23 protein-coding genes and 1 other annotated feature are annotated in these 23,652 nt (G+C 39.4%); of the genes, 7 read left to right on the plus strand and 16 right to left on the minus strand.

Going from position 1 to position 23,652, the window contains the following annotated elements; translation table 11 throughout:
- Positions 1-160 precede the first annotated feature (160 nt).
- Together HNQ80_RS24085 and HNQ80_RS24090 are read right to left on the minus strand one after the other, a co-directional pair.
- On the minus strand, positions 161-1,960 hold the full coding sequence (locus tag HNQ80_RS24085) for an ATP-binding protein (protein WP_184313536.1): 1,800 nt from the start codon (positions 1,958-1,960) through the stop codon (positions 161-163).
- A gap of 113 nt (positions 1,961-2,073) precedes the next feature.
- A complete protein-coding gene (locus tag HNQ80_RS24090) occupies positions 2,074-2,808 on the minus strand; it encodes an N-acetylmuramoyl-L-alanine amidase family protein (RefSeq protein WP_184313538.1) in 735 nt (244 codons plus the stop codon).
- A gap of 167 nt (positions 2,809-2,975) precedes the next feature.
- On the opposite strand from HNQ80_RS24090, the gene HNQ80_RS24095 reads away from it, so the two are divergent.
- Both HNQ80_RS24095 and HNQ80_RS24100 read left to right on the plus strand, forming a co-directional pair.
- Positions 2,976-3,839: an MBL fold metallo-hydrolase gene (locus HNQ80_RS24095; protein ID WP_184313540.1), complete on the plus strand. Its 864-nt coding sequence runs from the start codon at positions 2,976-2,978 to the stop codon at positions 3,837-3,839.
- Positions 3,840-3,958: 119 nt separating this feature from the next.
- Entirely contained in the window at positions 3,959-4,129 is a 171-nt protein-coding gene (locus HNQ80_RS24100) for a hypothetical protein (protein ID WP_184313542.1), read from the plus strand.
- Here the strand turns inward: HNQ80_RS24100 and HNQ80_RS24105 are convergent.
- From HNQ80_RS24105 to HNQ80_RS24120, 4 genes are all read right to left on the minus strand, one after another.
- A complete protein-coding gene (locus HNQ80_RS24105) occupies positions 4,120-4,527 on the minus strand; it encodes a GNAT family N-acetyltransferase (RefSeq protein ID WP_184313544.1) in 408 nt (135 codons plus the stop codon). The genes HNQ80_RS24100 and HNQ80_RS24105 overlap by 10 nt on opposite strands.
- A 54-nt stretch (positions 4,528-4,581) precedes the next feature.
- On the minus strand, positions 4,582-5,085 hold the full coding sequence (locus tag HNQ80_RS24110) for a PaaI family thioesterase (RefSeq protein ID WP_184313546.1): 504 nt from the start codon (positions 5,083-5,085) through the stop codon (positions 4,582-4,584).
- Between the two features lie 112 nt (positions 5,086-5,197).
- On the minus strand, positions 5,198-5,545 hold the full coding sequence (locus tag HNQ80_RS24115) for a PilZ domain-containing protein (protein WP_184313548.1): 348 nt from the start codon (positions 5,543-5,545) through the stop codon (positions 5,198-5,200).
- 126 nt (positions 5,546-5,671) lie between these two features.
- Positions 5,672-6,214 carry a metal-dependent hydrolase gene (locus tag HNQ80_RS24120; RefSeq protein ID WP_279289036.1) on the minus strand — a complete coding sequence of 181 codons (543 nt, stop codon included), beginning with the start codon at positions 6,212-6,214 and terminating at the stop codon, positions 5,672-5,674.
- Between the two features lie 139 nt (positions 6,215-6,353).
- On the opposite strand from HNQ80_RS24120, the gene HNQ80_RS24125 reads away from it, so the two are divergent.
- From HNQ80_RS24125 to tyrS, 3 genes are all read left to right on the plus strand, one after another.
- Complete coding sequence (locus HNQ80_RS24125; protein WP_184313552.1) at positions 6,354-6,521, plus strand: hypothetical protein; 168 nt, start codon at positions 6,354-6,356, stop codon at positions 6,519-6,521.
- 198 nt (positions 6,522-6,719) lie between these two features.
- Entirely contained in the window at positions 6,720-7,352 is a 633-nt protein-coding gene (locus HNQ80_RS24130) for a TraX family protein (protein ID WP_184313554.1), read from the plus strand.
- Between the two features lie 79 nt (positions 7,353-7,431).
- Positions 7,432-7,637: a binding site (T-box leader), on the plus strand.
- Between the two features lie 51 nt (positions 7,638-7,688).
- Positions 7,689-8,915, plus strand: a complete 1,227-nt coding sequence (gene tyrS / locus HNQ80_RS24135) for a tyrosine--tRNA ligase (protein WP_184313556.1) — start codon at positions 7,689-7,691, stop codon at positions 8,913-8,915.
- Between the two features lie 169 nt (positions 8,916-9,084).
- Here tyrS and HNQ80_RS24140 read toward each other — a convergent pair whose 3' ends face one another.
- From HNQ80_RS24140 to HNQ80_RS24165, 6 genes are all read right to left on the minus strand, one after another.
- On the minus strand, positions 9,085-9,585 hold the full coding sequence (locus HNQ80_RS24140; protein ID WP_184313558.1) for a GAF domain-containing protein: 501 nt from the start codon (positions 9,583-9,585) through the stop codon (positions 9,085-9,087).
- 16 nt (positions 9,586-9,601) lie between these two features.
- The gene (gene dpaL / locus HNQ80_RS24145) at positions 9,602-10,807 is read right to left on the minus strand and encodes a diaminopropionate ammonia-lyase (RefSeq protein WP_184313560.1); all 1,206 of its coding nucleotides are present in this window, start codon (positions 10,805-10,807) and stop codon (positions 9,602-9,604) included.
- An 11-nt stretch (positions 10,808-10,818) separates the two neighbouring features.
- Positions 10,819-11,994: a class I SAM-dependent methyltransferase gene (locus HNQ80_RS24150; protein WP_184313562.1), complete on the minus strand. Its 1,176-nt coding sequence runs from the start codon at positions 11,992-11,994 to the stop codon at positions 10,819-10,821.
- Positions 11,995-12,089: 95 nt separating this feature from the next.
- Positions 12,090-12,425 carry a DUF2680 domain-containing protein gene (locus HNQ80_RS24155; protein ID WP_184313564.1) on the minus strand — a complete coding sequence of 112 codons (336 nt, stop codon included), beginning with the start codon at positions 12,423-12,425 and terminating at the stop codon, positions 12,090-12,092.
- Between the two features lie 88 nt (positions 12,426-12,513).
- The gene (locus HNQ80_RS24160) at positions 12,514-13,977 is read right to left on the minus strand and encodes an NAD-dependent succinate-semialdehyde dehydrogenase (protein ID WP_184313580.1); all 1,464 of its coding nucleotides are present in this window, start codon (positions 13,975-13,977) and stop codon (positions 12,514-12,516) included.
- Complete coding sequence (locus tag HNQ80_RS24165; RefSeq protein WP_184313566.1) at positions 13,977-15,722, minus strand: tetratricopeptide repeat-containing diguanylate cyclase; 1,746 nt, start codon at positions 15,720-15,722, stop codon at positions 13,977-13,979. Before HNQ80_RS24165 ends, HNQ80_RS24160 begins: the two co-directional genes overlap by 1 nt.
- Before the next feature lie 350 nt (positions 15,723-16,072).
- Here HNQ80_RS24165 and HNQ80_RS24170 point away from each other — a divergent pair, with 350 nt between their 5' ends.
- Positions 16,073-16,369, plus strand: coding sequence for an Hpt domain-containing protein (locus HNQ80_RS24170; protein ID WP_184313568.1), 297 nt, complete (start codon positions 16,073-16,075; stop codon positions 16,367-16,369).
- A gap of 86 nt (positions 16,370-16,455) precedes the next feature.
- On the opposite strand, the gene HNQ80_RS24175 is transcribed toward HNQ80_RS24170, so the two are convergent.
- The 3 genes from HNQ80_RS24175 to HNQ80_RS24185 form a co-directional block, all read right to left on the minus strand.
- Positions 16,456-16,596 carry a hypothetical protein gene (locus tag HNQ80_RS24175; RefSeq protein WP_184313570.1) on the minus strand — a complete coding sequence of 47 codons (141 nt, stop codon included), beginning with the start codon at positions 16,594-16,596 and terminating at the stop codon, positions 16,456-16,458.
- Between the two features lie 81 nt (positions 16,597-16,677).
- The gene (locus HNQ80_RS24180) at positions 16,678-17,940 is read right to left on the minus strand and encodes a methyl-accepting chemotaxis protein (RefSeq protein WP_184313572.1); all 1,263 of its coding nucleotides are present in this window, start codon (positions 17,938-17,940) and stop codon (positions 16,678-16,680) included.
- A 69-nt stretch (positions 17,941-18,009) separates the two neighbouring features.
- The gene (locus HNQ80_RS24185; RefSeq protein WP_184313574.1) at positions 18,010-18,630 is read right to left on the minus strand and encodes a hypothetical protein; all 621 of its coding nucleotides are present in this window, start codon (positions 18,628-18,630) and stop codon (positions 18,010-18,012) included.
- A 322-nt stretch (positions 18,631-18,952) separates the two neighbouring features.
- Between HNQ80_RS24185 and HNQ80_RS24190 the strand changes: the two genes are divergently transcribed.
- Positions 18,953-19,609 (plus strand): response regulator, encoded by a 657-nt coding sequence (locus HNQ80_RS24190; protein ID WP_184313576.1) that lies wholly within the window; start codon positions 18,953-18,955, stop codon positions 19,607-19,609.
- A 137-nt stretch (positions 19,610-19,746) separates the two neighbouring features.
- Here the strand turns inward: HNQ80_RS24190 and HNQ80_RS24195 are convergent, their stop codons facing one another.
- The gene (locus HNQ80_RS24195) at positions 19,747-23,388 is read right to left on the minus strand and encodes a PAS domain S-box protein (RefSeq protein ID WP_184313578.1); all 3,642 of its coding nucleotides are present in this window, start codon (positions 23,386-23,388) and stop codon (positions 19,747-19,749) included.
- Positions 23,389-23,652: the final 264 nt, after the last annotated feature.

A 23,652-nucleotide genomic window follows, 5' to 3' on the forward strand; every position in this document is an offset into this window, starting at 1 on the left:
CAAATTAATAGTAATGTTTAGTCTCAAAAATAGAGTTTAGTTCTGCATTTGCTCGGCATGTGCTCTATACTAGAATTTAACTTTTCTTTTAACTAAAAAGTAGAGCATTCTATCCCTACTTCATATGTAGCTTCGCCATATATATTTTAACGTCATTCGTTTATGCGTAAATATCGGAGAATTCCACACGAATTCTTTCCACATTTGGTTGAACGGCTGAAGTTCTTTCTCCTAATATCTCATCCGCTTCACGCACAAGTGTAATAGGCAATTCAATCATAAACTCCGTTCCTTGCCCATACTTACTTTCAACAGTAATGGTGCCCCCATGGGCGTCAACCAACGCCTTCACCAGAGACAATCCAATTCCGCTTCCTTCTGCTTTTCTTTGCATAAGAGAATCTACCTGCCGGAATCGTTCAAAGATGATATGCATCTTGTTCTCCGGAATGCCTACTCCAGTATCTTTCACATGAATTCCTATCCTGTCTCCTCTATCATATATATTTACCTCTATACTTCCCTTTGAATTTGTAAATTTAATAGCATTAGATAATAGATTTAGCATAATCCTCTCAATTTTATCTGCATCACAGGCCATCCAGCACTCTTCTAATTCTGTATCAAAAGTAAGGGCAATCTCTTTGCTCTCTATATACTTGGCCACAGATAAAGTAATATCCTCTACAATTTTTACGATATCCTCATTCTTAAACTGAATACTTAAGAACCCTGAGTCTAGCTTTGTAATATCAATGAGGTTATTGATCAATCTTAAAAGCCGATAGCAATTTTGTTTCATGATGCGAATATTCTTTCTAGACATTTGATACTGTTCCTGTTCTTTTCCCCCTAAGGTAATCAATTGTATTGTACCTAGTATAATATTTAAGGGTGTTCGCAACTCATGGGAGACATTTGAAAAAAAGTCTGTCTTTAATCGATCATATTCCAAGGCAGCTTGGGCAATGAGTTTTTCCTCATTTATTGTTCTGGCTAATTCTTCTACCTTTTTCCTTTCTCGAATATCATGGACAATTACGAGAATGGCATTATTCTCTTCATTGGGAAATGATACAGCTGTTACCTCAACGGGTATACTTTCTCCATTTACATTCAAGATGTTCTGCTCCATAGGGGGAGCAAGTATGCCTTTGATTACTTGTCCCATACGATGTTCCACAACATCTTTATAATCAGCAGGAATAAAATCAAATATGCTCTTGCCTATAAGCTCCTTTGGGCTATCAAAACCTAAAGTTTTAGCATACACAGTATTTGAATAGAGAATTCGCCCATCCATATGGACGAAAATACCTACAGGGGAAAGCTCCACAAGCGTCCTATATCGCTCTTCACTCTTCATCAGTTTTTTTGTCATACGATAAGAGTCATTTAGATAATTCATAATAATCGCCATGCTGAAGAGGGAAAGGATGGAAAAAACTGAAACAGAGGCGATAAACCTAATCCAATGATAATTGGGCAACGATAAAAAGAATAAGTAAGCAATTAAATTGGCCAAAGGCACTAATAGATACGGTATCCAAATCTTTTTGCAGTCTATAAATAGAGAATGGAGCTTTCCGCTCAAATATCGATGAGAGATTGAACCTACAAGCATAGGCAGCAAGATATCAAAAAATAACCCATGGAATACATAGTGCCCTCCCAAATATATGCGAAAAAGAGAAGGTAGTAGGGCAGATATCAAACCATAGGGCCACCCAAATACATAAGATATCAAAAAGATCGGTACATTTCTTAAATCAAAAATTACATCATTATAGGTAAATGCCTCCAGCATCATAAAAAATGATAACAATCCAGCCAAAAAAGCCGCTGCTAAAGTCGCTAATTTTATACTATCCGTCTTATTCAAAATATATTTTACGACCAGGCTTCCTGCAAAAACAAAGGATATGATTAGCGTAAGATTATGAAAAAAATAAATAAACATTTCCGGCATACCACCTATTCTAAATTTATTAGTAACTATATTTTCCACAGTATACCAGTTTTGACATCTAATATAGAAATCCTTTCCAATAATCAAAAATAAATGTGGTAATTTTAACCATTCCCATTTTTAAACTTTTGTATTGCTTCGGCGTATTTCTGTAGAATGATGGCCGCATACTCTCCCTTAACGGTTCCTCCTGATACTGCATTGATTAACCAATAATCTGGCCGGTTGATCTCTCCTGCATTCACCAAAATCTCCAAAGCTTCCTTCAAAGGTTCTGACTTAGACGATCCATAGGAAATTCCTTTATAGGTACAGACTGCCATGATGACTGCCTCGGCATAATTTTTCCAATGGTTCATAATCTTTTGTGCATCATTTGGATTGTCAGCAAATCCGTATTCCACAATAACGGTCTCTACTTTTCCTGTCTCTCGAATGATGAAATAGTAATCCTTTGTAGGGCTTTTGGGCAGCGTCTTCGTGAAGGCCCTCCTCTTTTTTGCGCCAGCCTTTACCAGATTGTCTAATATGAACCCTGCAAGCTTCCCATCGGAATAAATGCTATAAATAGTCTCTGCTCCCTCGGCCTCCCCATTGTAAGCATTGATATGGTTGCTAATGCAGATATCGGCTCCTGATTCCCTCACTTTTTTTGCTCTCTCCCCTGAATTTAAGGTAATATCATCCATCCTTGTAAGCTCCACCGCTACACCCAATTCTTGAAAACGATCATACATATATTTTGATATTTGCAATACCATGTCTTTTTCTTTAAAATACTGGTTACTTCCACCACCCGGATCCTTTCCACCATGTCCAGGGTCAATAATGATCTTCATATTTTCACTCCTTCCTTGTGTTCATATAATATGCAGATGTGCTAAAAAAGGATATCCAAGCCCCAAGGGGAAAAATTATGTTATATATTACAGTGTTTTTCTAGAGGATTTGAAAAGATAAGATGGAATACATAAACAATAGAACAGCTTCAGAAAGGAGTTTTCAAATGTCCATCCCTAACTTAAAGAGAATTTCTGATAAAATCATATATTTACCCGCTGATCATAAAACAGATCGGCCAATTTTGGCCGCCATAACCGGCACCCGTCGTACTCTGCTGGTTGACGCTGGTAATTCACCTGCCCATGCAGAGGTGTTTTTAAATGCCCTGTCCCAGTATCCCCTATCTCCCATCGATTTTGTGATTCTAACCCACTGGCACTGGGATCATATCTTTGGTATTCACAGAATAGGGTTGCCAACCATTGCCCACAAGCATACACGATTACAAATGGAGAAGATGACAGAGTGGTCTTGGACCGATGAAGCCCTGGACCAAAGAGTGGCAGAAGGTACTGAAATTCCTTTCTGCGCTGAGATGATCAAGAAAGAATTCTCTGATCGAAATCAAATTATCATCGCTTTACCCGATATTACTTACGAAAAGTGTCTAGAAATCGATCTGGGTGGCCTAACCTGTATCATAGAACATGTTCCTTGCGACCATTCCGAGGACAATACTTTCGTTTTTATAAAAGAAGAAGGGGTTCTGTTTGTAGGTGATAGCCTAGGACCTAACTTTTATGCACCAAAACGGTATTATACGGTTAAAAAGCTGCTATCGCTGTTAGAAAAGATAGAAAGCTATGATGCCCGCATCATCGTTGCCTCCCATTGGGAAGCAGTAGATAAAGCAGAATTTCAGACGGAGATCGATGAATTGAGAGCCTTTGCCTATACTGCTGAAGTCTGCGGTCAAGATCGGGATGCATTCCTTCATCTGCTTCCAGAAAAGCTGGGAAGAGCTCTCAATGACGTGGACTGTCAATATATTGATTATTTTTTAGATGGATTCGCAATCAATAAATAATATATGGGCTGGGATAGGTCACATACTATCCCAGCCCATATATTTTGTCAAAATTGACTGAATAATCTATTTTCTTCAGGGTATATGATAATTAATAATCTGAGAATGGAGGGAATATAATGATAAAGGAAAAACTTTTTACGTATTTGGCAACCTTTGCGGTGTCATCAGGCCCAATGGCCATCCTATTCAATAAATATTCCATCAGCGGAATATTCTCGTTATTCTTCCTAACCGCATTGATCGGTATTGTATTTTTGCTAGTAGGTAGTCAGTATGATCAGTCGTAGCTTTTCTCCATCATGATATACTCCTGTCCTCCTTTTTCAAGAACATCACCTTTCTCCTCAAAGCCAAACCTGCTGTAAAAGTGGGTTTTATTTTTTCTTGCATTACACCATATTCTTTTTGCACCCAATCTAGATGCTTCTTTGAGGGTATGATGCAGTAATATACTTCCATAGCCTTTTCCTTGCTCCTCTTGAAGTGTTGCAAATTTTCTAAATTGGGCAATTCCATCCCGTACGAAGAGAGAAATCACCGACACCAGCCTGTCCTCCATCACCAGTCCAAAATGAATACCTTCGTCATCATCCTCGAGTTGAATATATTCTATATCCTGATCTGGCCATAATACCCTATGTCTTATATCCCAAACCCTTTCCTTATTCAGTTTCTTGATTTCCATCTCTTAGCTGTCTCCTTTCAATACTTTCTCTGCCGATGCACCATTTTTTCTATCCTATAGCTCTATTTCACTGGGGTCTTGATCTGACCATACAGTCTGCCACTCCTGATCCGCCTCGTCAAAGTTAGCGATTTTCTCGATCGGCATTTTCATATATTTCCCAATTGCAGTTACTGCTACCTCTCCATTGGACAGTAATATTTCGCCTGTCCCTTCGAATAACCGACTGGAGTCCCTTGTAATTCTACCTACCACCCGCAATTCTTCATGAAGTGGCACGGGTTTTTTATACTTTACATTTAGTTCTACTGTAACACCCCAGATGTTTTTATCCTTTATCATAATGGCGCGTCCAATGGTTTCATCTAGAATGGCTCCTGCGATTCCTCCGTGCATCCGCTCTGGATAGCTTTGATGCTCTTCAATAGGGGTAAATATGGCAACCAGTTCTCCATTTTCTAACTCATAAAAAGAGGTCTTCAATCCTAAATCATTTTTCAAGCCGCACACCAAGCATTTTTTACTGTTCTGCTGTTTCTTAATTACCTTATGTTTCATGCTATTCCCAGCCTCCTGATTCTTCATTTGCTATGGTATCTTTTATAGAAATATAAAAACAAAGACTAGGATTTTCTCCTAATCTCTGCTCATAATGTCTTATTTCTGAAGTCTATTCTTGATCCATCTCCTGTCCATAGGCGTCGATGGTCTTGCTCAATATTTCTGCTAATCCCACAAACTCCGCACCAACAAAATAGGCATCTTCCTGTTGCTCAATCCGAACAATTTTCAATACACCATAAAAGAACTTTTCTTTCGTCAGTTCTATCTTAGCATCAAAATAATAATCTATCGGCAGTTTATCCTTACATCTGAACCCCACACCGGATTTGGAAATATCCACAACCTCAATATTTTCATTAAGATTTGCAATTCCTAGCTGGTCTTGCTTGAATAACGAGGATATGTTGAGTTCCAGCCTAAGGGGTAATCTTTTGTTTTTCCTTCTCTCATCCATCATTTTTCCCTGCCTTTGTCTATATTTTCAATCCTATCGATCCTTGGCATACATTGCTACTATATTGTGTCCAACAATATATATTTCTATATATTTTCTGACAATCCTTCTTTTCCACCGCGCCTCCTAATGTATAATGGAAACCGCCGCCACATGGAGATAATCATAAAATCTATATACCGTAATCAGCAGCACTGCAACCATGATAATATCCTCTTTCAGACTGCCTGTATGAATCTGGGCAAATCTAAACTTGGTTTTATTGAAGGGATATAGCAAAGGGCATCCTACTGGTGTCAGCATATCCACCACAATATGTCCAAACAAACCAATAAACAGGCCCAGCCAAAGGTAGAAGAAACCTGGAAACAATTTTACCAGCAGCACAGGTGCCATAAACGAAAATATGGAATGGGTCACAGTTCGATGGTCCCAAATCCTCCATAAGGGTATAATTTTTCCTGCCAAGGTTTTTTCATGATCAGCATCAGGCAAGAGCGCACCAACAATCAGACCTATGATGTAATCGGTTAAGTTTATATTTAGAGGTATCTTTAGTTTTTCTACCAGCAATAATCCCAGTAAAGTAGAAATCATGATATGGGTTCTACCTCTGAAGATAACCACCTCCCAAATGCAATTACTAAAGTATATTAAAGGCGTAGCCATTTTATAGATTGTCCTTGAAATTGTGTCGTTAAATGTTTATACGTTTATGCTCTTTGGGAAAGATCCATCATCTATGCAGCTGTTTCTAGTATAATTTCAATCATGTTCTCATACACTGTACTGTTTGGAGGTGTTTTCCATGTCTGATCTTCAAGAGATGGTGGAGCATATTAATAAATTGCGTCGTATTCTATATAAATTAATTGAAGAAGCCGATGAAAACTTACTGGATGATTTGGTCCTCTCCACCAGTCGCATATTGAATTCTGATATTGCAGAGTATAGCCGGCTCCGCTATAAAAACTAATCATATGTTGGGGTACTTTCCTCTTTTGGATGTACAGGACAAGAGCATTGAAGTTCTTGTCCTTTTTAGATGTATTTTTTACTTCTTTCCTGCCCAAGGTTAAACCTTAGCAGGGATGCTCCCCATCTCTATCGAATATATATATAACGATACTTAGCAAGGAAGCGTCTCATCTCTACCAGTTTAGGAGGTATTTTCATGGATGCTATCCATCAACGAGACAAAAATGATATTTTAAAGCTGATTGCCATCATCTCCATGTTCATTGATCATGTGGGCTACGGCCTATTTCCTGAGGTAATGGTGCTGCGCTATATTGGAAGAATCGCTTTTCCCATCTTTGCTTACCACATTGCCATAGGCTGCCGTTATACCAAAAATCTCCATCAATATGTTTTGCGATTATTTCTATTTGCCATCATCTCTCAAGTGCCTTATACCCTGTATTTTAGACCTTCCCCCAATATCTTTTTCACACTGGCCTTTGGGGTAATGGTGATACAAGCTTATAAGGAAAATAGACCTTGGCTAGCTCTCCTTGTTGCTGCCATCGCTCACTTTCTGGGAGCAAGCTATGGTATCTACGGAATTATGCTGATGTTATTCTTCTATATACACCATGATGATTTACAAAAGGCTATATTCCCCATCATCCTCATCACCCTAAACTATTGCGCTGCCCCTCGTTATGGCTTTCAGATATTTAGCTTATTCGCTTTAATCCCTATCTGCCATAATTGGAAAATACGACTCAGCATCAACAAATACATTTTTTATTGGTTCTATCCTGCCCATATTCTTCTTCTCTGGTTCATCAAGCAGGCTCGATAACTAGAAAAAATTTTTTCTGTATCTTGCACAATAACTCATACATATGATAATATAGGATAAAATATAGTCATAATCTCATATATCAGCTTTGAAGGGGCACAGTAGCTGCCATGGTTACAACGCAGAGAGCAGATCGGCAGGTGAAAGATCTGTAGCACATGGTCAAGTGAAATACACTCTGGAGCTTCGAAGATCAAACCTTCGACGGTTTCCATCCGTTATCGTGGCTTGAGGCATGTTTATCATGTAAATTAAGGTGGTACCACGGGTTTTCTCGTCCTTACGGATGGAGAAGCCCGTTTTTTATTTTAATTTTATACGAAGGAGGTTTTATGTATGGCAAATGTGATTGATATCCTACAAGAGCGTGGATTTATCAAGCAGACTACCCACGAAGAAGAGCTTCGTGAACTTCTCGGAAAGGAGTCTGTGACTTTCTATACAGGCTACGATCCCACAGCCGATAGCTTGCATGTGGGTCACTTCTTACAGGTGATGGCTATGGCCCATATGCAGCGAGCGGGCCACAGACCTATTGTACTCATAGGTGGGGGTACAACCATGGTAGGCGACCCTTCTGGAAAAACAGATATGAGAAAGATGCTTACCTTTGAAGAAATCCAACAAAATGCAGAGCGCTTCAAAGTCCAGCTTTCTAAGTTCTTAGATTTTTCCGAGGACAAAGCCATCATGGTCAACAATGCTGACTGGCTGATGAACCTACAGTATATTCCATTTTTGCGGGAAGTAGGCAGACATTTCTCTGTGAATCGCATGCTGACCGCAGAATGCTTCAAGAGTCGTATGGAAAAGGGTTTATCTTTCCTAGAGTTTAACTACATGCTGATGCAGTCCTATGATTTTCTGGAATTATTCAGAAGGTATGGATGTAAACTTCAACTGGGTGGCGATGATCAATGGTCCAATATTATACAAGGTGCTGACCTGATTCGTAGGTCTGAAGGTGGTGCCGCCTATGGTATGACCTTTACATTGCTGACAACCAGCGAAGGAAAGAAAATGGGCAAAACAGAGTCTGGCGCTCTTTGGTTAGATCCTGAGAAAACATCACCTTACGAATTCTATCAATACTGGAGAAACGTAGATGATGCCGATGTAGAGAACTGCCTCGCCCTATTGACCTTCTTACCGATGGAAGAAGTCCGTCGCCTAGGTGCTTTAGAAGGAGCAGAAATCAATCAAGCGAAATCTATCCTTGCCTTTGAAGTAACAAAACTCGTCCATGGAGAAGAAGAAGCCCGTAAGGCTGACGAAGCAGCAAAAGCTCTATTTGGCAGCGGCGCATCTTTAGAAAATGTTCCTTTCACAGAACTTCCCCGCTCTGAGTTTGCAGAAGGTATGGATATCATGACTTTATTGACAAAAACAGGCTTAATCCCATCCCGCAGCGAGGGCCGACGTCTGGTACAGCAGGGTGGTATTGTCATCGATGATATAAAAGTAGACGATCCACAAAAGATTATTCAAGAAAATGATTTTAAAGAAGATACCTTGATGATCCGTAAAGGCAAGAAGGTATACCATCAAGTTCGCCTTGTATAAAATAAAAAAGCCGCTCACCAGCGGTTTTTTTATTTTGCTTATTGCTTATATCGAATTAAAATTTCTCTGTAAGGGCCAGCATTGATCGCCAGATATGGATCGTCTACAGGCGAACACCGTTCTCCCCTACAACCTCAACCTTAGCCTTGGTTTGCTTCATTGCTATATCCTATACAATCTTTGACCAATCCATATATTTATTCAAGGTATCTACAAACTTCTGAAGTCCCTTGGCATCGGCTTCATCGAATCGTTCCTTAATTGGACTATCGATATCTAACACACCTATGAGCTTCCCTTCATGAACGATGGGTACCACGATTTCTGATTGAGATGCAGCATCACAAGCAATATGACCAGGGAACAGGTGGACATCCTTTACCACTTGGGTTTCCAAATCCTTTGCTGCCGTACCACATACGCCTTTTCCTATGGCAATATGGGTACATGCAGGCTTTCCTTGGAATGGGCCCAGTACCAGTTCTCCATTTTTATATAGGTAAAATCCTGCCCAATTGATCTCGTCCAGCAGCAGCCATAGTAAGGCTGATGCATTGGAAAGATTAGCCAGCCAATCGGGCTCCTCACAGATTAATCCTGTAAGCTTCAGGTTCATATAGTTATAAAACTTTTCTTTGTCGTCTGTAGCAATTTTTTTAATTTCGTTCATGTCGCTTTCTCTCCTTCTATCCCCACAAAATTCTTCTGTAGCTCTTGGGGTCTGTATCTCCTTCTGTACTAATCACAAGAATTCGGGCATTCTTTGTAATCTTCAGAGCCTTCAGCAGATGCTCATATCGTTGATCCTGCCTCAATAAACTGATAAGACCAATCCCTACTGCCCCAGATTCTCCCGATATGACCTTCATATCTCCAGACAGCGGGTTAGCCAATATACGAATCCCCTTCTCCGCCACATCATCGCTGCAAGAGAAATATGCATCAGAATAATCCCGCAAAATCTCCCAACCTATGGGATTTGGTTCTCCACAAGCCAGCCCTGCCATGATGGTTCTCAGATCCCCCGTTACGGCATGGGGTTTCCCATCACTGATTTGAGCTGATTTGTAAATACAGGCTGCCTCCTGGGGTTCCACGATGATGGTCATAGGACGCTCTTCTCCAAACAATTCTGCATAATAGCCTTGGATAGCTCCTGCAAAGGAGCCTACACCAGCTTGTAGAATGATATGGGTTGGCTTTTCGATCCCCAGTTTCTGGAGTTGCTCTTGAACTTCCGCTCCTATGGTTCCATATCCTTGCATGATCCAAGCAGGAATTTCTTTATAACCTTCCCAAGCCGTATCTTGAATCACATGCCAGCCAAACTTCTTTGCATTTTCTGCAGCCAGCCTTACTGCATCATCGTAATTAAGGTCAGTGATACTGGCTTCAGCTCCTGTGGCCAAAATGGCATCCAACCTTTCTTGCGATGAGCCCTTTGGCATATAGACCACTGCCTTTTGACCCAGCTCCTTGGCTGCCCAAGCCACAGCCCTGCCATGATTGCCATCGGTGGCTGTGGTAAAGGTAATCTCCCCCAATTTTCTCCTGGTCTCTTGGGATTTCAGGCTTTCAAAGGACAGGGCGTGGATGTCTGTACTCAGCTTCTTAGCTAAAAATTTCCCGATGGCATAGGATGCGCCCAATACCTTGAAGGCATTGAGTCCGAATCGATAGGATTCATCCTTTACCCAAAGCTTATCTATCCCTAGATGGGCTGCCAGTTGATCCACACTAATACAAGGGGTTGGCTGATAACCTTCAAATTTCCGGTGAAAATTCCTTGCTTGATCAATCTCATCTTTCGATAGAAAGGTTAACTTTACTTTTCTATCCCCAGCATGCCGCGCCTGATGATTGATGACCCATTGTACTTCTCCCGTCCTCATATTTCACTCCCCTATTCCTGAAATATTCCTTTTAGCTTTTCTGCCAATGCCCTTTCCATATAGGGATCGATCTGCCAAAAGGTCTTAAATCTTTTATATTCTTCCACAGCATGGGCAGGAATCCTTCCCGTTTTTACTGCACGAATCAATAAATTTTTTGGGGTATGCTCCATATCAATGAACTCTAACATCTGAGCAGAATAACCCATGAGCTCCAATAGATTGGCCCGAACACTATCTGTAATCAAGCTGGATAGTCTTTCTTTAATAATGCCGTGCTTTTCCATGGGTGCCATGATGTCATTGTGGATCTGGGGCAATAGTTCATGTTGACAGCAGGGTACAGACAAGATCACATCGGCATTCCATTCAATGGCTTTTACCAAAGCGGCATCGGTGGCAGTATCACAGGCATGAAGGCTCACCACCATATTTACTTTTTCTCTTCCCTGGAATTTTCCGATATCTCCTACGAGAAACCGTAAATCTTCATATCCCAATTCCTGCGCTACTCCATTGCAGTGGTTGACCACATCTTTTTTTAAATCTAGACCAATGATATTTACCTTTAATTTTCGAATATCGATTAAATAATGATATAATGCAAAGGTTAAATAAGACTTTCCACAGCCAAAGTCGATGATATGAAGAGTTTCATTCTTGCCTTCCAACGCTGGCATCACATCTGCCACCATTTCCAAGAAGCGATTGATTTGCCTAAATTTATCGTACTTATTGGCCAACACCTTTCCTTTTTCATTCATAACACCTAAACGAATGAGAAAGGGATTGGGCACATTTTCAGGAATAATATATTGTTTTTTCCGATTGTGAGACAGATCCTCCTGCTGCTTGGTAGCTTTCTTTTTTAAAATAGCAGCTTTCATTTTCTTGCTAATGAGGATTTGATAATCTGCGTCCACTGTAAAGCATTGTCCCTGCTTAAAATAGTTTTCCAGAAGCTCCATCGCCTTGCCTACAGCTTCCCTTGAACCAAGATTTTCATGGGTAACCTTCTTTTCATAATGGTATGTAAATTGATATTGGCGCTCACCCTTGAGGATCACGGGACGCACACTTACTTTTTGAAAACCTTCAGGGTCTTTCTTCCGTAGATTGCTAAGCACCACATCGATAAGGATCTCGTTTCCTATGATTTGTTCCAATAGCTCCCGTACATTCTCCATTTTCCCGGTTCTTCCTTTCTCTTTGGTCTATTTACTATTATATATCATATTGCCCCATTTAAACATAAAAATGAGCTCCTAAAGGAGCTCATTTTCTACCAACTATTTGTTCTTGGTGCTACACCATTAAATCCTCTCATCATACCACCAAAGCCTCTGCCGCCTCCACCAAATCCACAGCCATTTGGGAAGCCAAAGCCGTTCTCTTGGTGATACTTCTCCATGTAGTCAAATCTCTCCATGTAAAGCTCTGCTTGTTCCTTCGTGATTTGTTTTGCATCCACTGCTTTTTGCACCTGATCCTTTTTCCATTGGATCATTTCTGTGAACCATGCTGGCGTTTCTGTGGAAGTATCAGCCTCTGCAAAAGCCACCAAACCCAATGATAACACCATCACTGCCACAATCGATAAAATAAGTATTTTTTTCATTTCCTTCACCCTTTCTATGTTTTATGGTTTTATTATAAAAAGGAATTGTGAAGGAATTATGAAGGTGAAAAAATATTTCATATTTTCATTATATCCCCATGGAAATATACTTTGTTTCTAAAAATGCCTCTAGGCCATGGTGGCCACCTTCTCTTCCCAATCCACTTTCCTTAAAACCACCAAAGGGCGCTTGGGCCGTAGAAGGCAACCCATCATTCAAGCCTACAATCCCGTACTCTAGTCTTTCTGAGACTCGAATGCCACGGGATAGGGATTCTGTAAATAAATAAGCTGCTAAACCATAGACTGTGTTGTTGGCTGCCCGGATCGCTTCTTCCTCATCCTTGAAGGTCACAATAGGCATAACTGGTCCAAAGGTCTCTTCTTTCATGATCAACATGTCCTCTGTCACATGGGAGAGAACTGTAGGCTCAAAAAAGTATCCTGCATCTTCCGCTTCAATCCCATGATATCCCTTGCCACCGACTTCAATCTTCGCTCCTTTTGATACCGCATCTTCAATATGCTGATTTACCTTTTCATAGCCTTTTTTATCAATCAATGGCCCGATATTAACCCCTTCCTCCAAACCATATCCAACCTTATAGTGCTTTAACTTATTTCGCAGTTTTTCAATAAAAGCTTCTACCACATTTTCTTGTACATAAAAACGATTGGAGGCTACACATACTTGCCCACAATTGCGGAATTTAGACGCTGCTGCCCCTTCTACTGCTTTGTCTAGATCTGCATCATCAAATACAATGAAGGGAGCATGTCCTCCCAGCTCCATGGATACCCGCTTCACGGTATTGACCGATTGCTTCATCAATACCTTTCCTACCTCTGTAGAACCCGTAAAGGTAATCTTTCTGACCCTTCTGTCCTCCATAAAAGCTTTTCCGATGGCACTGGCAGAGCCTGTCACAACATTGACCGTTCCCTTTGGAAAACCTGCCTTTTCAAATAGTTCAAACAACTTCATGGCTGTCAGCGGTGTTTGCGTAGCGGGTTTCAATATCACGGTACAACCAGCTGCCAAAGCTGGCGCTAATTTCCTGGTTACCATGGCGGCTGGAAAATTCCATGGCGTAATGGCGGCAACGACACCAATAGGCTGCTTCAACACCATAATTCGCTTGTTTTCCTTCCATGCTGGAATAGTTTCTCCATAAATTCTTTTTGCCTCTTCCCCATACCATTCCACAAAGCTAGCCGCATAAAGCACCTCACCCAACGCCTCTTGGAGAGGTTTTCCTTGTTCCAGTGTCATGATTCTAGTCAATTCTTCTTTTTCCTCAAGGATCAGTTCATAAAGCTTTTTTAAATAATTTCCTCGCTCATTGGCAGGGAGAGCAGCCCATGGCTCAAAAGCTTGTACCGCTGCTTCAATGGCTAGCTGAGCCTCTTTTTCCCCTCCGTTTGGCACAGTCCCTACAATATCTCCTGTACCAGGATTGATTACATCGATCTTATTCAATTCCTCCAGTTGCATCCATTCTCCATTTATATACAATCCATAGTGTTTCACAAGCAATCTCCTTCTTTCCATCATATTTTTATTCCACAAACCTGATTACGCCCCTGATTTTTCGCATGATATAATTCTCGATCAGCAGCCTTAATCAATTCGTAAATATTATCCTCTTTCGATGGCTCTACATTGGCCAAACCGATGCTGATGGTAATATTTCGTGATACATCGGATTCGGGATTCCTAATTCCTAGGTTTTCAATGGCTTTCCGCATTTGCTCGGCAATCATGATACTTCCCTCATAATCCGTATTGGGTAAAACGATGGCAAATTCTTCACCACCATGTCTACCAATAAAATCGGAAGACCGTTTTAACGTGCTAGCTAAGGTCTTGGCCACATCCCTTAGGCAGTCGTCACCCATGGGATGCCCATAATGATCGTTAAAACTTTTAAAATAGTCTACGTCTATAAATATCAAAGATAAGGGTACACTTTCCCGTAAGCAGCGGCTCCATTCCTTTTCTAGGGTATTATTGAAGCTTCTACGATTTGGTATACCTGTTAATTCATCTATAAAGGACATCCTCTCTAATTCTTTATTCACCTGCTCTAGTTGTTCTTGAAGCTCTTTTCTCTTTAGAATTTCCTTTTGCAGCGCTTTATTAATGCTTTCCATTTGCTGTGCTTTATTTTCAATTTCTTCATTTTTCTGTTTTAGCTCAATGTTTTTCAAGAGATGTATTTCTGACTCTTTCTGAATCTTATCCACACGGTATTCTATGGTTAGAATCTTCAATTTTTCTTCTAAATTGTCGGTGATGACCCTCTTTTCGATATTATGATACATTCTATAGTGGGATAAGGCTTGTGCCAAATCCCCCCGTTCTTCATGATAACGGGACAGATATAAGTGGACAGTATATATTTTCTTATTGGCGGCTATTTCCTCTGCAAGGTTTAAAGCATTTTGAAGGAAATCCACGCCCTCCTCATACCGTTTCTGCTTCACATAGAAACTTCCTAAATTCAACAAAACATCTATTTGATAGAACTTATTTTCGCATTTTCTTAATATGTTTAAGCTCTGTAGATAGTAATCCAGACCTACATCGGGTTGGCCTAGCTTCTCATAGATTTCACCAATGGTGTTCAATACCTCACCTTTGCTGATATGATCACCGATTTCTTCACTGATTTTCAAGCTCTTTTCATAATGCTTTAACGCATTCTCACTTTGACCTAGACTGTTATAGATATGCCCGATGTTCATGCGGATGACAGCCACATTGAAGATTCGGTTGATTTTTTCACTGATAATGAGGGCTTTTCTATAATTATCCAAAGCTTCTTGATATTTCTCCAGCTCCCGATAGATCTCTCCAATGTTATTCAATATACTGGCCTGCAGCTCCTCATGGTGAATCTCTTGCGCTAGTCTTAAACCTTCACTAAAATACTCTAACGCTTGCTCATATCTGCTGAAATAGAAATAATTGATACCCACAAGATTCAACGCCCGCATCTCACCTTCTTGGTCTCCAAGCTCTCGAAAAATACCCATGGCATCTAATGCCTTCGTCATACATTCATCGTAATTGGAAAGACTCCTATTGGAATAGCTCATCATCAAGAGGCTTCTGCCTACTCCCAAAGCGTAGTTTGTCTTATCGGCCAAAACATAGGCTTCTTCCGCCAATGCCAAGGCTCTCTTCGGATTGCTGATATAGATTTCCTTAGAGAGACTATTTAACAAATCTACTTTTTCCTCGTTTTCTGCAAATGCTATTTTGGCTTCCAACTTATTTAAGTCAGCAGTCATAAGGTTTTCCCCCAATATATTAAAAATCTTTCCCCGATATATACTCATGATGCTCAAATAATAGTATATTATAAAAGTATGGATTTGAAAATTCTAAAAATTATATTTATAAAATTATTATAGCTGAGCTTCTGCCAAAGTTTTGATTTATTCTTTCTTTTCATATACTACTTCTAGATGATAACAAATGTATTAACCTATTTTCAATCTACGCCGATAAATATAATGAGCAAATAAATATCATTTAATACTTGAATAAATTTTAAAAGTCAAAGGAGCAATTTATGAACCCTACTTTCAAATATGATATAGTCGGCTTTTGCAATGATCTAGGTCTTCCTAAGGAGGACATGGCTAATCTATATTCTGAATTTCTTCAAGAAATTCTTTCAGAGACTTCTGAATTAAGGGCACTGCTTGTGTCTAAAGACTGGGATGCAATCCACAGCGTCATACACAATATCAAGGGACTCTCTGCGAACTTCAGGATCACGGATATACGTGCCGCAGCAGAAGGAGCCCAAAAAGCTTTAGCAACTAGAAATTATACGGATATTGAATCCTCCCTCCATCATTTATTCGTTATTACCGAAGGAGCCTCGAAGGAAATCGCACAATATTTTAACCAAAGGGATTTAGCTGTATAGATAATGTAAAAGAGAGGCTATCCTGCGATAACCTCTCTTTTACATTCGAAATATATATCCGATTCAGCGTTTATTATAATTCTCCATTATTTCTTTATAGATGCTTGAAGTTCTAAAATAAAGTGATCCAATTCCGTATCAATTTTCAAAATCTCTTCTTTATTATTTGCCTCAACTGCCCGGCCCAATCTCTCCATTATATCTTCTATTTTTTCCTCCACAAACATCATTTTCCCCCTACCCCCATTCAAAATTGATTCTTCTTCATGCCTTTATTTTTTGATCCTTAAGATTTTAACTGTATTCTGCTATATTCTAAACTTGGAAACTGCCTGAGTCAGCTTTTCAGAACTTTGCTCTGTAGCCGTCATCAAGTCTATCAGTATTGTGGCTTTCTCCATTACATCCGATGCTCTTTCCGCAATATGCTGGGTACTCTGGGCACCTTCGCCATTTTCCATTGTAACTTCACCGATAACCCTTGTCATATTCTGTATAGAAGCCAGCAGTTCTTCTGCAGTTTCATTAAAGTCTGTAACTAAATCTTTAATCGATTTAGAATCCATATAATACTGTTCTCCTGTACTTACCATTTCCTTATAGTCATGGATAACCTCTGTGTCTATGAATGTCAACGCCCTCTCAGAACTCTCGGCCAGACGCTCTACCGAAGTAACAACAAGCTTTGTAACGTCTTGAATTTCATTCACTGTATTCTTTGAGTTCTCTGCCAATTTTCGAATTTCTTCGGCCACCACCGCAAATCCTTTGCCTGCTTCTCCTGCCCTTGCAGCTTCTATGGCGGCATTTAATGCAAGGAGATTGGTCTGATCTGTGATTTCCAATATGGACTCTGTAAGAACGTTGATCTTTTGAACTGCATTTGACTGCTCTATAGCAAGCCTTATATCTTTATCAATATTGTAACGAATATTCTGGGCTGTCTTTTGAGATGCTATGGCATTTTCTTTTAGGGCTTGGGCCCGCTTGCTGATCTCTTCTACAATTTGAGATCCATCTTGGGCTTTGATTGCTACGGATTCTACAGCATTTTCTATTTCTACTGATGTTGCACTCATTTCTTCTGCGGATGCAGCTGTTTCCTCCATTCCAGCGGACAGTTCCTCCGTCGTTGCAGATACTTCTTCAACCTGTGAAGATAGCTCCATCAAATTCTGAGATGAAATTGTAATATTCTCTTTCACACTGGCGACTTCGTGGATGACATCTTGCACAAGGGCTCTGATAGATTTGCTCATTATATCCACAGATTTTGCCAATGCACCAATCTCATCCTTTCTCTGTAAAAATTTATCTGGTATCTCGCGAGTAAAATCTGCCTTTGCCAAAACATCTAAATACTCAGCGGCCATTTTGATTGGTGCAGCCACAAAATTTGCCATAAATATGGATATAAAAATCACAATTATCATGGCGATGCCTGTCAATATCTTTGTTACTACAGAATCAAACTGATGCACTTGAAATAATGCCAAACTCATCATAGGAATAAGGGAAACACATAATAATGTCAACATAAGTCTGAATTTAAGCGAATGAAAAAACTTCATAAAACACCCTCCCATTTGTTTTATTGTTTTCCAAAATTATAATCTCATAAAGGAATATATCCTGCATTGTTATAGCATGGATACATAGAGGTATCTCTGTTTCCGCTTCATTTCTATATCCATTGCAATTTTATCAAGGAACCATAGGGGTGCCTTTTCCTTCCCAGATATGCAGAAATAGGGTTTGATCAAGTCTATGCGCGCCTTGCTGCCATCCCATCTATGAGGAAATTTATTTAAAAATTGCAGAAAATCTTTTGGTTTAATTTGAAATATTCCTTTGTCTCCGAATCTTCTCCCCTTTATATCCCCTTGTACAATCCATCTATAGATAAGATTTGGATCCTTATCTAGTAAATATCCTATATCTCCACTGGTAAGAAATTCTCCATTGCCGATTCGCTCTGGCCCCAGTTGAAATTCAAAGGCTTTTTTTCGAATAGAGGTGGCGCTGCGGCCCATCCTCTCTCCTAGCTCTGTCTTAGGCACTTTTCCCCAATTTTCTATTAGAAACTCCACTTCTCTCTGGCTCCAAAGCTTTCTTTCCTTCGTTAGTCCTAATTGCTTCGCTTTCTTGTGAACAGAGTCTTCTGACCTTTTCAATTCTTGAGCTATGGTAAAAATACTCTTTTCCTCATAATGAATGATTAGAAAGTTTTCTTCATGACTGCTCCATCTCTTATACCCCATTCTCCCACGCCTTCCTTATGTCCTTCTCATATTGCTCAAGTCACCACAAACTACTTGCTTATTTCTCTTGAATAATCTAATTCTATCTAAATATCTACGCCTTCTGTAGTACCAACGGTCATTGGTTTTCATGCAAAAATCACAATCGTTCTATTTTTAGCATGCCGATGGCATTTTAGAATAAACAAAATATAGTCCATTTTGCCTAAATTCAGTTTAAAACCATACTATATGGTATGGTTATTCCTTGTGCCAATGCATGAAAAATGCTATAATTTATGTAGATAAATGACGGCATTCGACAAAACGTGAGGTAATATGAATGGTAAAAATCCTAATTGCAGATGATCAAAGACTTCTGCGGGAAAGTTTCAAACATATCATAGAAAATAATAGTGATATGCAGGTTGTAGCCTGTGCTACAAATGGTAGAGAAGCCTATGACTTTTGTGGCCAGTTTTCTCCTGATATCGTACTAATGGACATTTCCATGCCTATATGCAATGGCACGGAGGCTACCAGATTAATTAAAGCAAAATATCCTAATATCAAGGTCCTGGTGCTGACAGCATCCAATGATTCAGGTGATGTTACCAAAACCATATCTAATGGCGCTGATGGCTATGTCCTAAAGGATATAGGCTCTGAAGAGTTGATCCTTTCCATTAAAAGTACTTTGTTAGGGTTGGAAATTATCCATAAAGATGCTTTCAAGCATATGTTACCCAATGACTATAAGGAGTCTAAGAAACAAAAAAGCACAGTTGTAAATATTGGTGATGTTCAAATTTCTTTAACAGACAGAGAACTGGCAATCATACGAATGATCGTTGATGGTAAGGATAACAAGGAGATAGGTGCCTCTCTATTCATTGCTGAAGGAACAGTCAAAAACACAATCACTGAAATCATCTCCAAACTTCAGCTAAAAGATCGTACGCAGCTTGCAGTCTATGCAATCAAAAACAGCTTAGTATAAAGACGATTGTTCTCTAAATGCAACGTAAAAAATCACTATCTTAGATATTCACCATGGCGATCCCACGTAAAACTGAATATCTAAAATAGTGATTTTATGTATTTTATCAGAAAAAGAATCTCCCTATAACCGTTCTATCATTTTTCGTAAGAATGATGCAACCACTTCTTAATGATGTTGTCCAATTTGTTCATGATGATGGGTTTACTGATATAATCATCCATGCCTGCGGCAATACACTTTTCTCGATCCCCTTCTAGTGCATTAGCAGTCATTGCAATGATAGCAGTGCCTTTATTTTTCCCTTCGCACCCCTTAATCACTGCTGTCGCTTCATAGCCATCCATCAAGGGCATCTGGCAATCCATCAAAATAATATGGTATCTTCTTTTATTGCACATCTCTACAGCTTGTCGGCCATTTTCTGCTATATCTACATGATATCCTAATTGTCTTAGCATGATTACCGCGAGCTTTCTATTGGTTGCACTATCCTCCACCAGCAACACGCGATATCGGCTTAATCCATTCGATAAATCAACGGTTCTAGCTATATTCGTTGGTGCATTTAAATGATTATCTTCTCGTTTCACATTGCTAATACATGCCCCAGCGTTAGAGAACACCGGTCCAACCCCACCTACTTTAAAATCCACTTCTACATAAAAAGTTGATCCCTTATCTACCTGACTCTCGACCCTCATTTCTCCTCCCATTAATTTTACAATACTACGGGAAATTGCAAGTCCTAATCCAGTTCCACCATGTCTTCTCGTCATCGACGGATCTGCCTGGGTAAATGCTTTAAATAGTTTAGATACAACCTCCCCATTCATTCCAATACCTGTATCACTTATTTTAAATTGAAGTCTCACATGCTCTCTTTTTCTTTTTAAGAGGCTCAGATTTATTGAAATTTCTCCTGCTTCAGTAAATTTTAGCGCATTCCCAATAAGATTATTCAAAACCTGTTTTAATCGAATTGGATCTCCATATAAACTTGAAGGAACACTTGAAGAAATACTTACTTGGACTGCAATTCCTTTTTCATCAGCAACAGGTGTGAAAAGAGCCACTGACTCTTCTACAAGAGAATATATGTCAAATAAAGTATGCACCAGCTTCAGCTTATCTGCCTCAATTTTTGAATAATCCAATATATCATTGATAAGGGATAACAGGGAATCAGATGCTGTTTGTATTTGTCTTACAAAGTCTGACTGTTCTTCAGTCAACGCACTCCTTGCAAGAAGCTCCACATAGCCAATAATTCCATTCATCGGCGTCCTGATTTCATGGGACATGTTTGCAAGAAATTGGCTCTTCAATATATTGGCTGTTTCAGCAGCCTGTCTGGCAATCTCTAATTCCTTCTCCGTCAACGACCTTTCAATCGCCCGTTCTAGAGAGCTTGCAAAGGCACTTAAGGTTGAAAACTCTGCTTTGCTCCACTCCCTCTCATATTTACATTCATCGAATCTGATAAACCCCCAAAATTCACCTTTCACATAAATAGGCAGCACAACAATAGACGATATCCTTTGAACTTCCAAAAGTTCCTTTGTTTTGTCATTTTTCAATTTTCTTACAATACCGTGAAAAACTTCCCCTTTTGTTAATGGTTTAATCAAGCTCTCTATATATGTAAAAGGAATATTTTGTAATTTAAGATTGCCTAACTGGGATTCATTGGCTCCAGAATTCCATTCAATTTTTTGGCTGGTTACCCCCTTACCCAGACGATCATATTGATTTTGAAATAGATATACCCGATCGACACCTGTTGCTATTCCTAATATTTCAAAGCTTTTGGCAACCGCATCATAATAATTGTGATTGTAGAGGAGCTCTTTAATTGCCAGTGCAACAGCATACAACATTTTGTCCTTATGCTTTAGTTCCTCTTCCGCATGCTTCCTTTCCGTAATATCATCAAAACACTCAATACCCCCAATAATCTCTCCTAATTCATTTTTTAAAACATCTACATTCTTGGCGATATATCTTATTTCTCCCTGCTTATTTCTTATTGTACATACTTTATTGATGACAGGTTTCTCGATATCCTCAGCAAAAATCGTACATCTCTCTTTGCACGGTGTATCAGCAAAAAGGCTGCATGGCTTTCCCATGGCTTCTTCCGCTGAATATCCCGTAATCACCTGAGCCCATTTATTCCAGCCGGTAACCTTGTTGGTTTTATCTACAGTAATGACTGCACTTGGAACTGTATTCAGAAGCATTTCCGCATATTCATGTTGTCTTTTCAACTGCTTTTCAAAACTCTTTCTAGCAGTAATATCTCTGGAAATACCAATAAGCCCGGCGATCCTACCATCCTCATCATAAAATGGCGTCTTAACCGTTTCGACCTCGATAACGTGATCATTGGTCAATCTAATGCTTTCTTCGTTCACCCGTGTCTCGCCTGCTTCAAATATCTCCCGGTCTGCTTTTCTGCGGTACATGGCTACTTCCATATCCTTTACTAAGCCTACATCTTTTTTTCCCATAATTTCATTTTCTCTTAATCCCATAAACTGATTGGCAAAAGCTGCATTACATCCAAGATATTTGCCTTGCATATCTTTAAAGAATATAAAATCTGGAATAGCATCTATCATTGATTTTAAAAACCTTTGCTGGTTCTTTAAGTCGATCTCGAGTTTCTTACGCTCAGTAATGTCTCTAGCGATGCCTGTAATTCCAATGATTTTTCCCTTTTCATCATGAATAGGTGCTTTGTATGATTCAAACCAAACGCCACCCTTTTTGCCATCGATAATCTCTTCAAAAAATTTCTGTCTATGAGATTCTATCACCATCTTATCTTCTTTTATATATTTCTCAGCAAGCTCTTTGGGCCAAAGATCCAAATCTGTATTACCAATAATCTCCTCGCTTGCTTTCCCACATATATCCTCGAATGGTTTGTTCACTGCAATAAACCTTCCTTGGTCATCCTTTAGCCATGCCAAATAGGGCAAATTATCCAAAATTGCCTTTAGCTGCGCTTTGACCTGCATCGCCTCCTTCTCATTTTTACGCTTTTCTGTGATATCATTGATCGCTGTAAGCAGATATCTATCATTATCACGTTCAATAATATCTACGGAAATCAGGCCTGTATGAATCTCCCCTGCTTTATCTCGATACAAGATTTCCTGATTTCTAAAATATTTAAATTTCTCTACATCCCTTAGTAACTTAATTCTATCTTTATTGTCCATATATATGTTTAGATCCGTTGATTTTTTTCCCATGATTTCATGACGCTCAAATCCCAAGACCTTTACAAAGGATTCGTTTACATCAATAAACTCACCTGTATCCATCTTTGTAATGGCCATAAGGGAAGGGTTATCTTTGATAGCCTTTAGAAATTTCTCATTGGCATGAAACACTTGAGACAAGTCCTTAGATATTAAGAAGGCTGTATCTTGTCCATTCCACTTGCCTATGCACGCGCGAGTTTCAGAGGAAATGTATTGCCCATCCTTAGAATACAGGGGTATATTGTTCTTGTAAACAGTTCCCACCATCATTCCTTTCACTGATTCCCGCGCTTCCTCCCGCCTTTCTGGAGGAAAAAGTAGTAACATGTTCATGTTGCATAATTCTTCAAGGCTATATCCTAATTTTTTTATGGCGAACGGATTCGCATTCAAAATTATACCGGATGCATCAACAACAAATAAACAATCTTCAATAATATTAAATAAGGCTTTATAATTTTCATTTGTGGCCTTCATTTCCTCATTAAAATTAGCCTTTGTCATTTCAAATGCCTCCCTTATACTGTCCAGCCATCCTGTATTCAATCACATTTTCATTTTACCTTTTAACGAATGTAGTACTGAAAAAATCCTTTATATCAAGTATAAAACCATTCGACAAAATCTACTAAAATCCTCTTGATCTTTCATGGAATAACCTGGAATATGATATAGAACAAAGTTGCCTATCGGCAATTTGTTTTCGCTAGGAAACCCTAGGTTTCTAGTGTTGCATCAAAGAAATTTGTGTATATTCTTTTTGGAAAA

Origin of the sequence: Anaerosolibacter carboniphilus, from assembly GCF_014205875.1 — a bacterium.
GTDB lineage: Bacteria > Bacillota > Clostridia > Peptostreptococcales > Thermotaleaceae > Anaerosolibacter > Anaerosolibacter carboniphilus.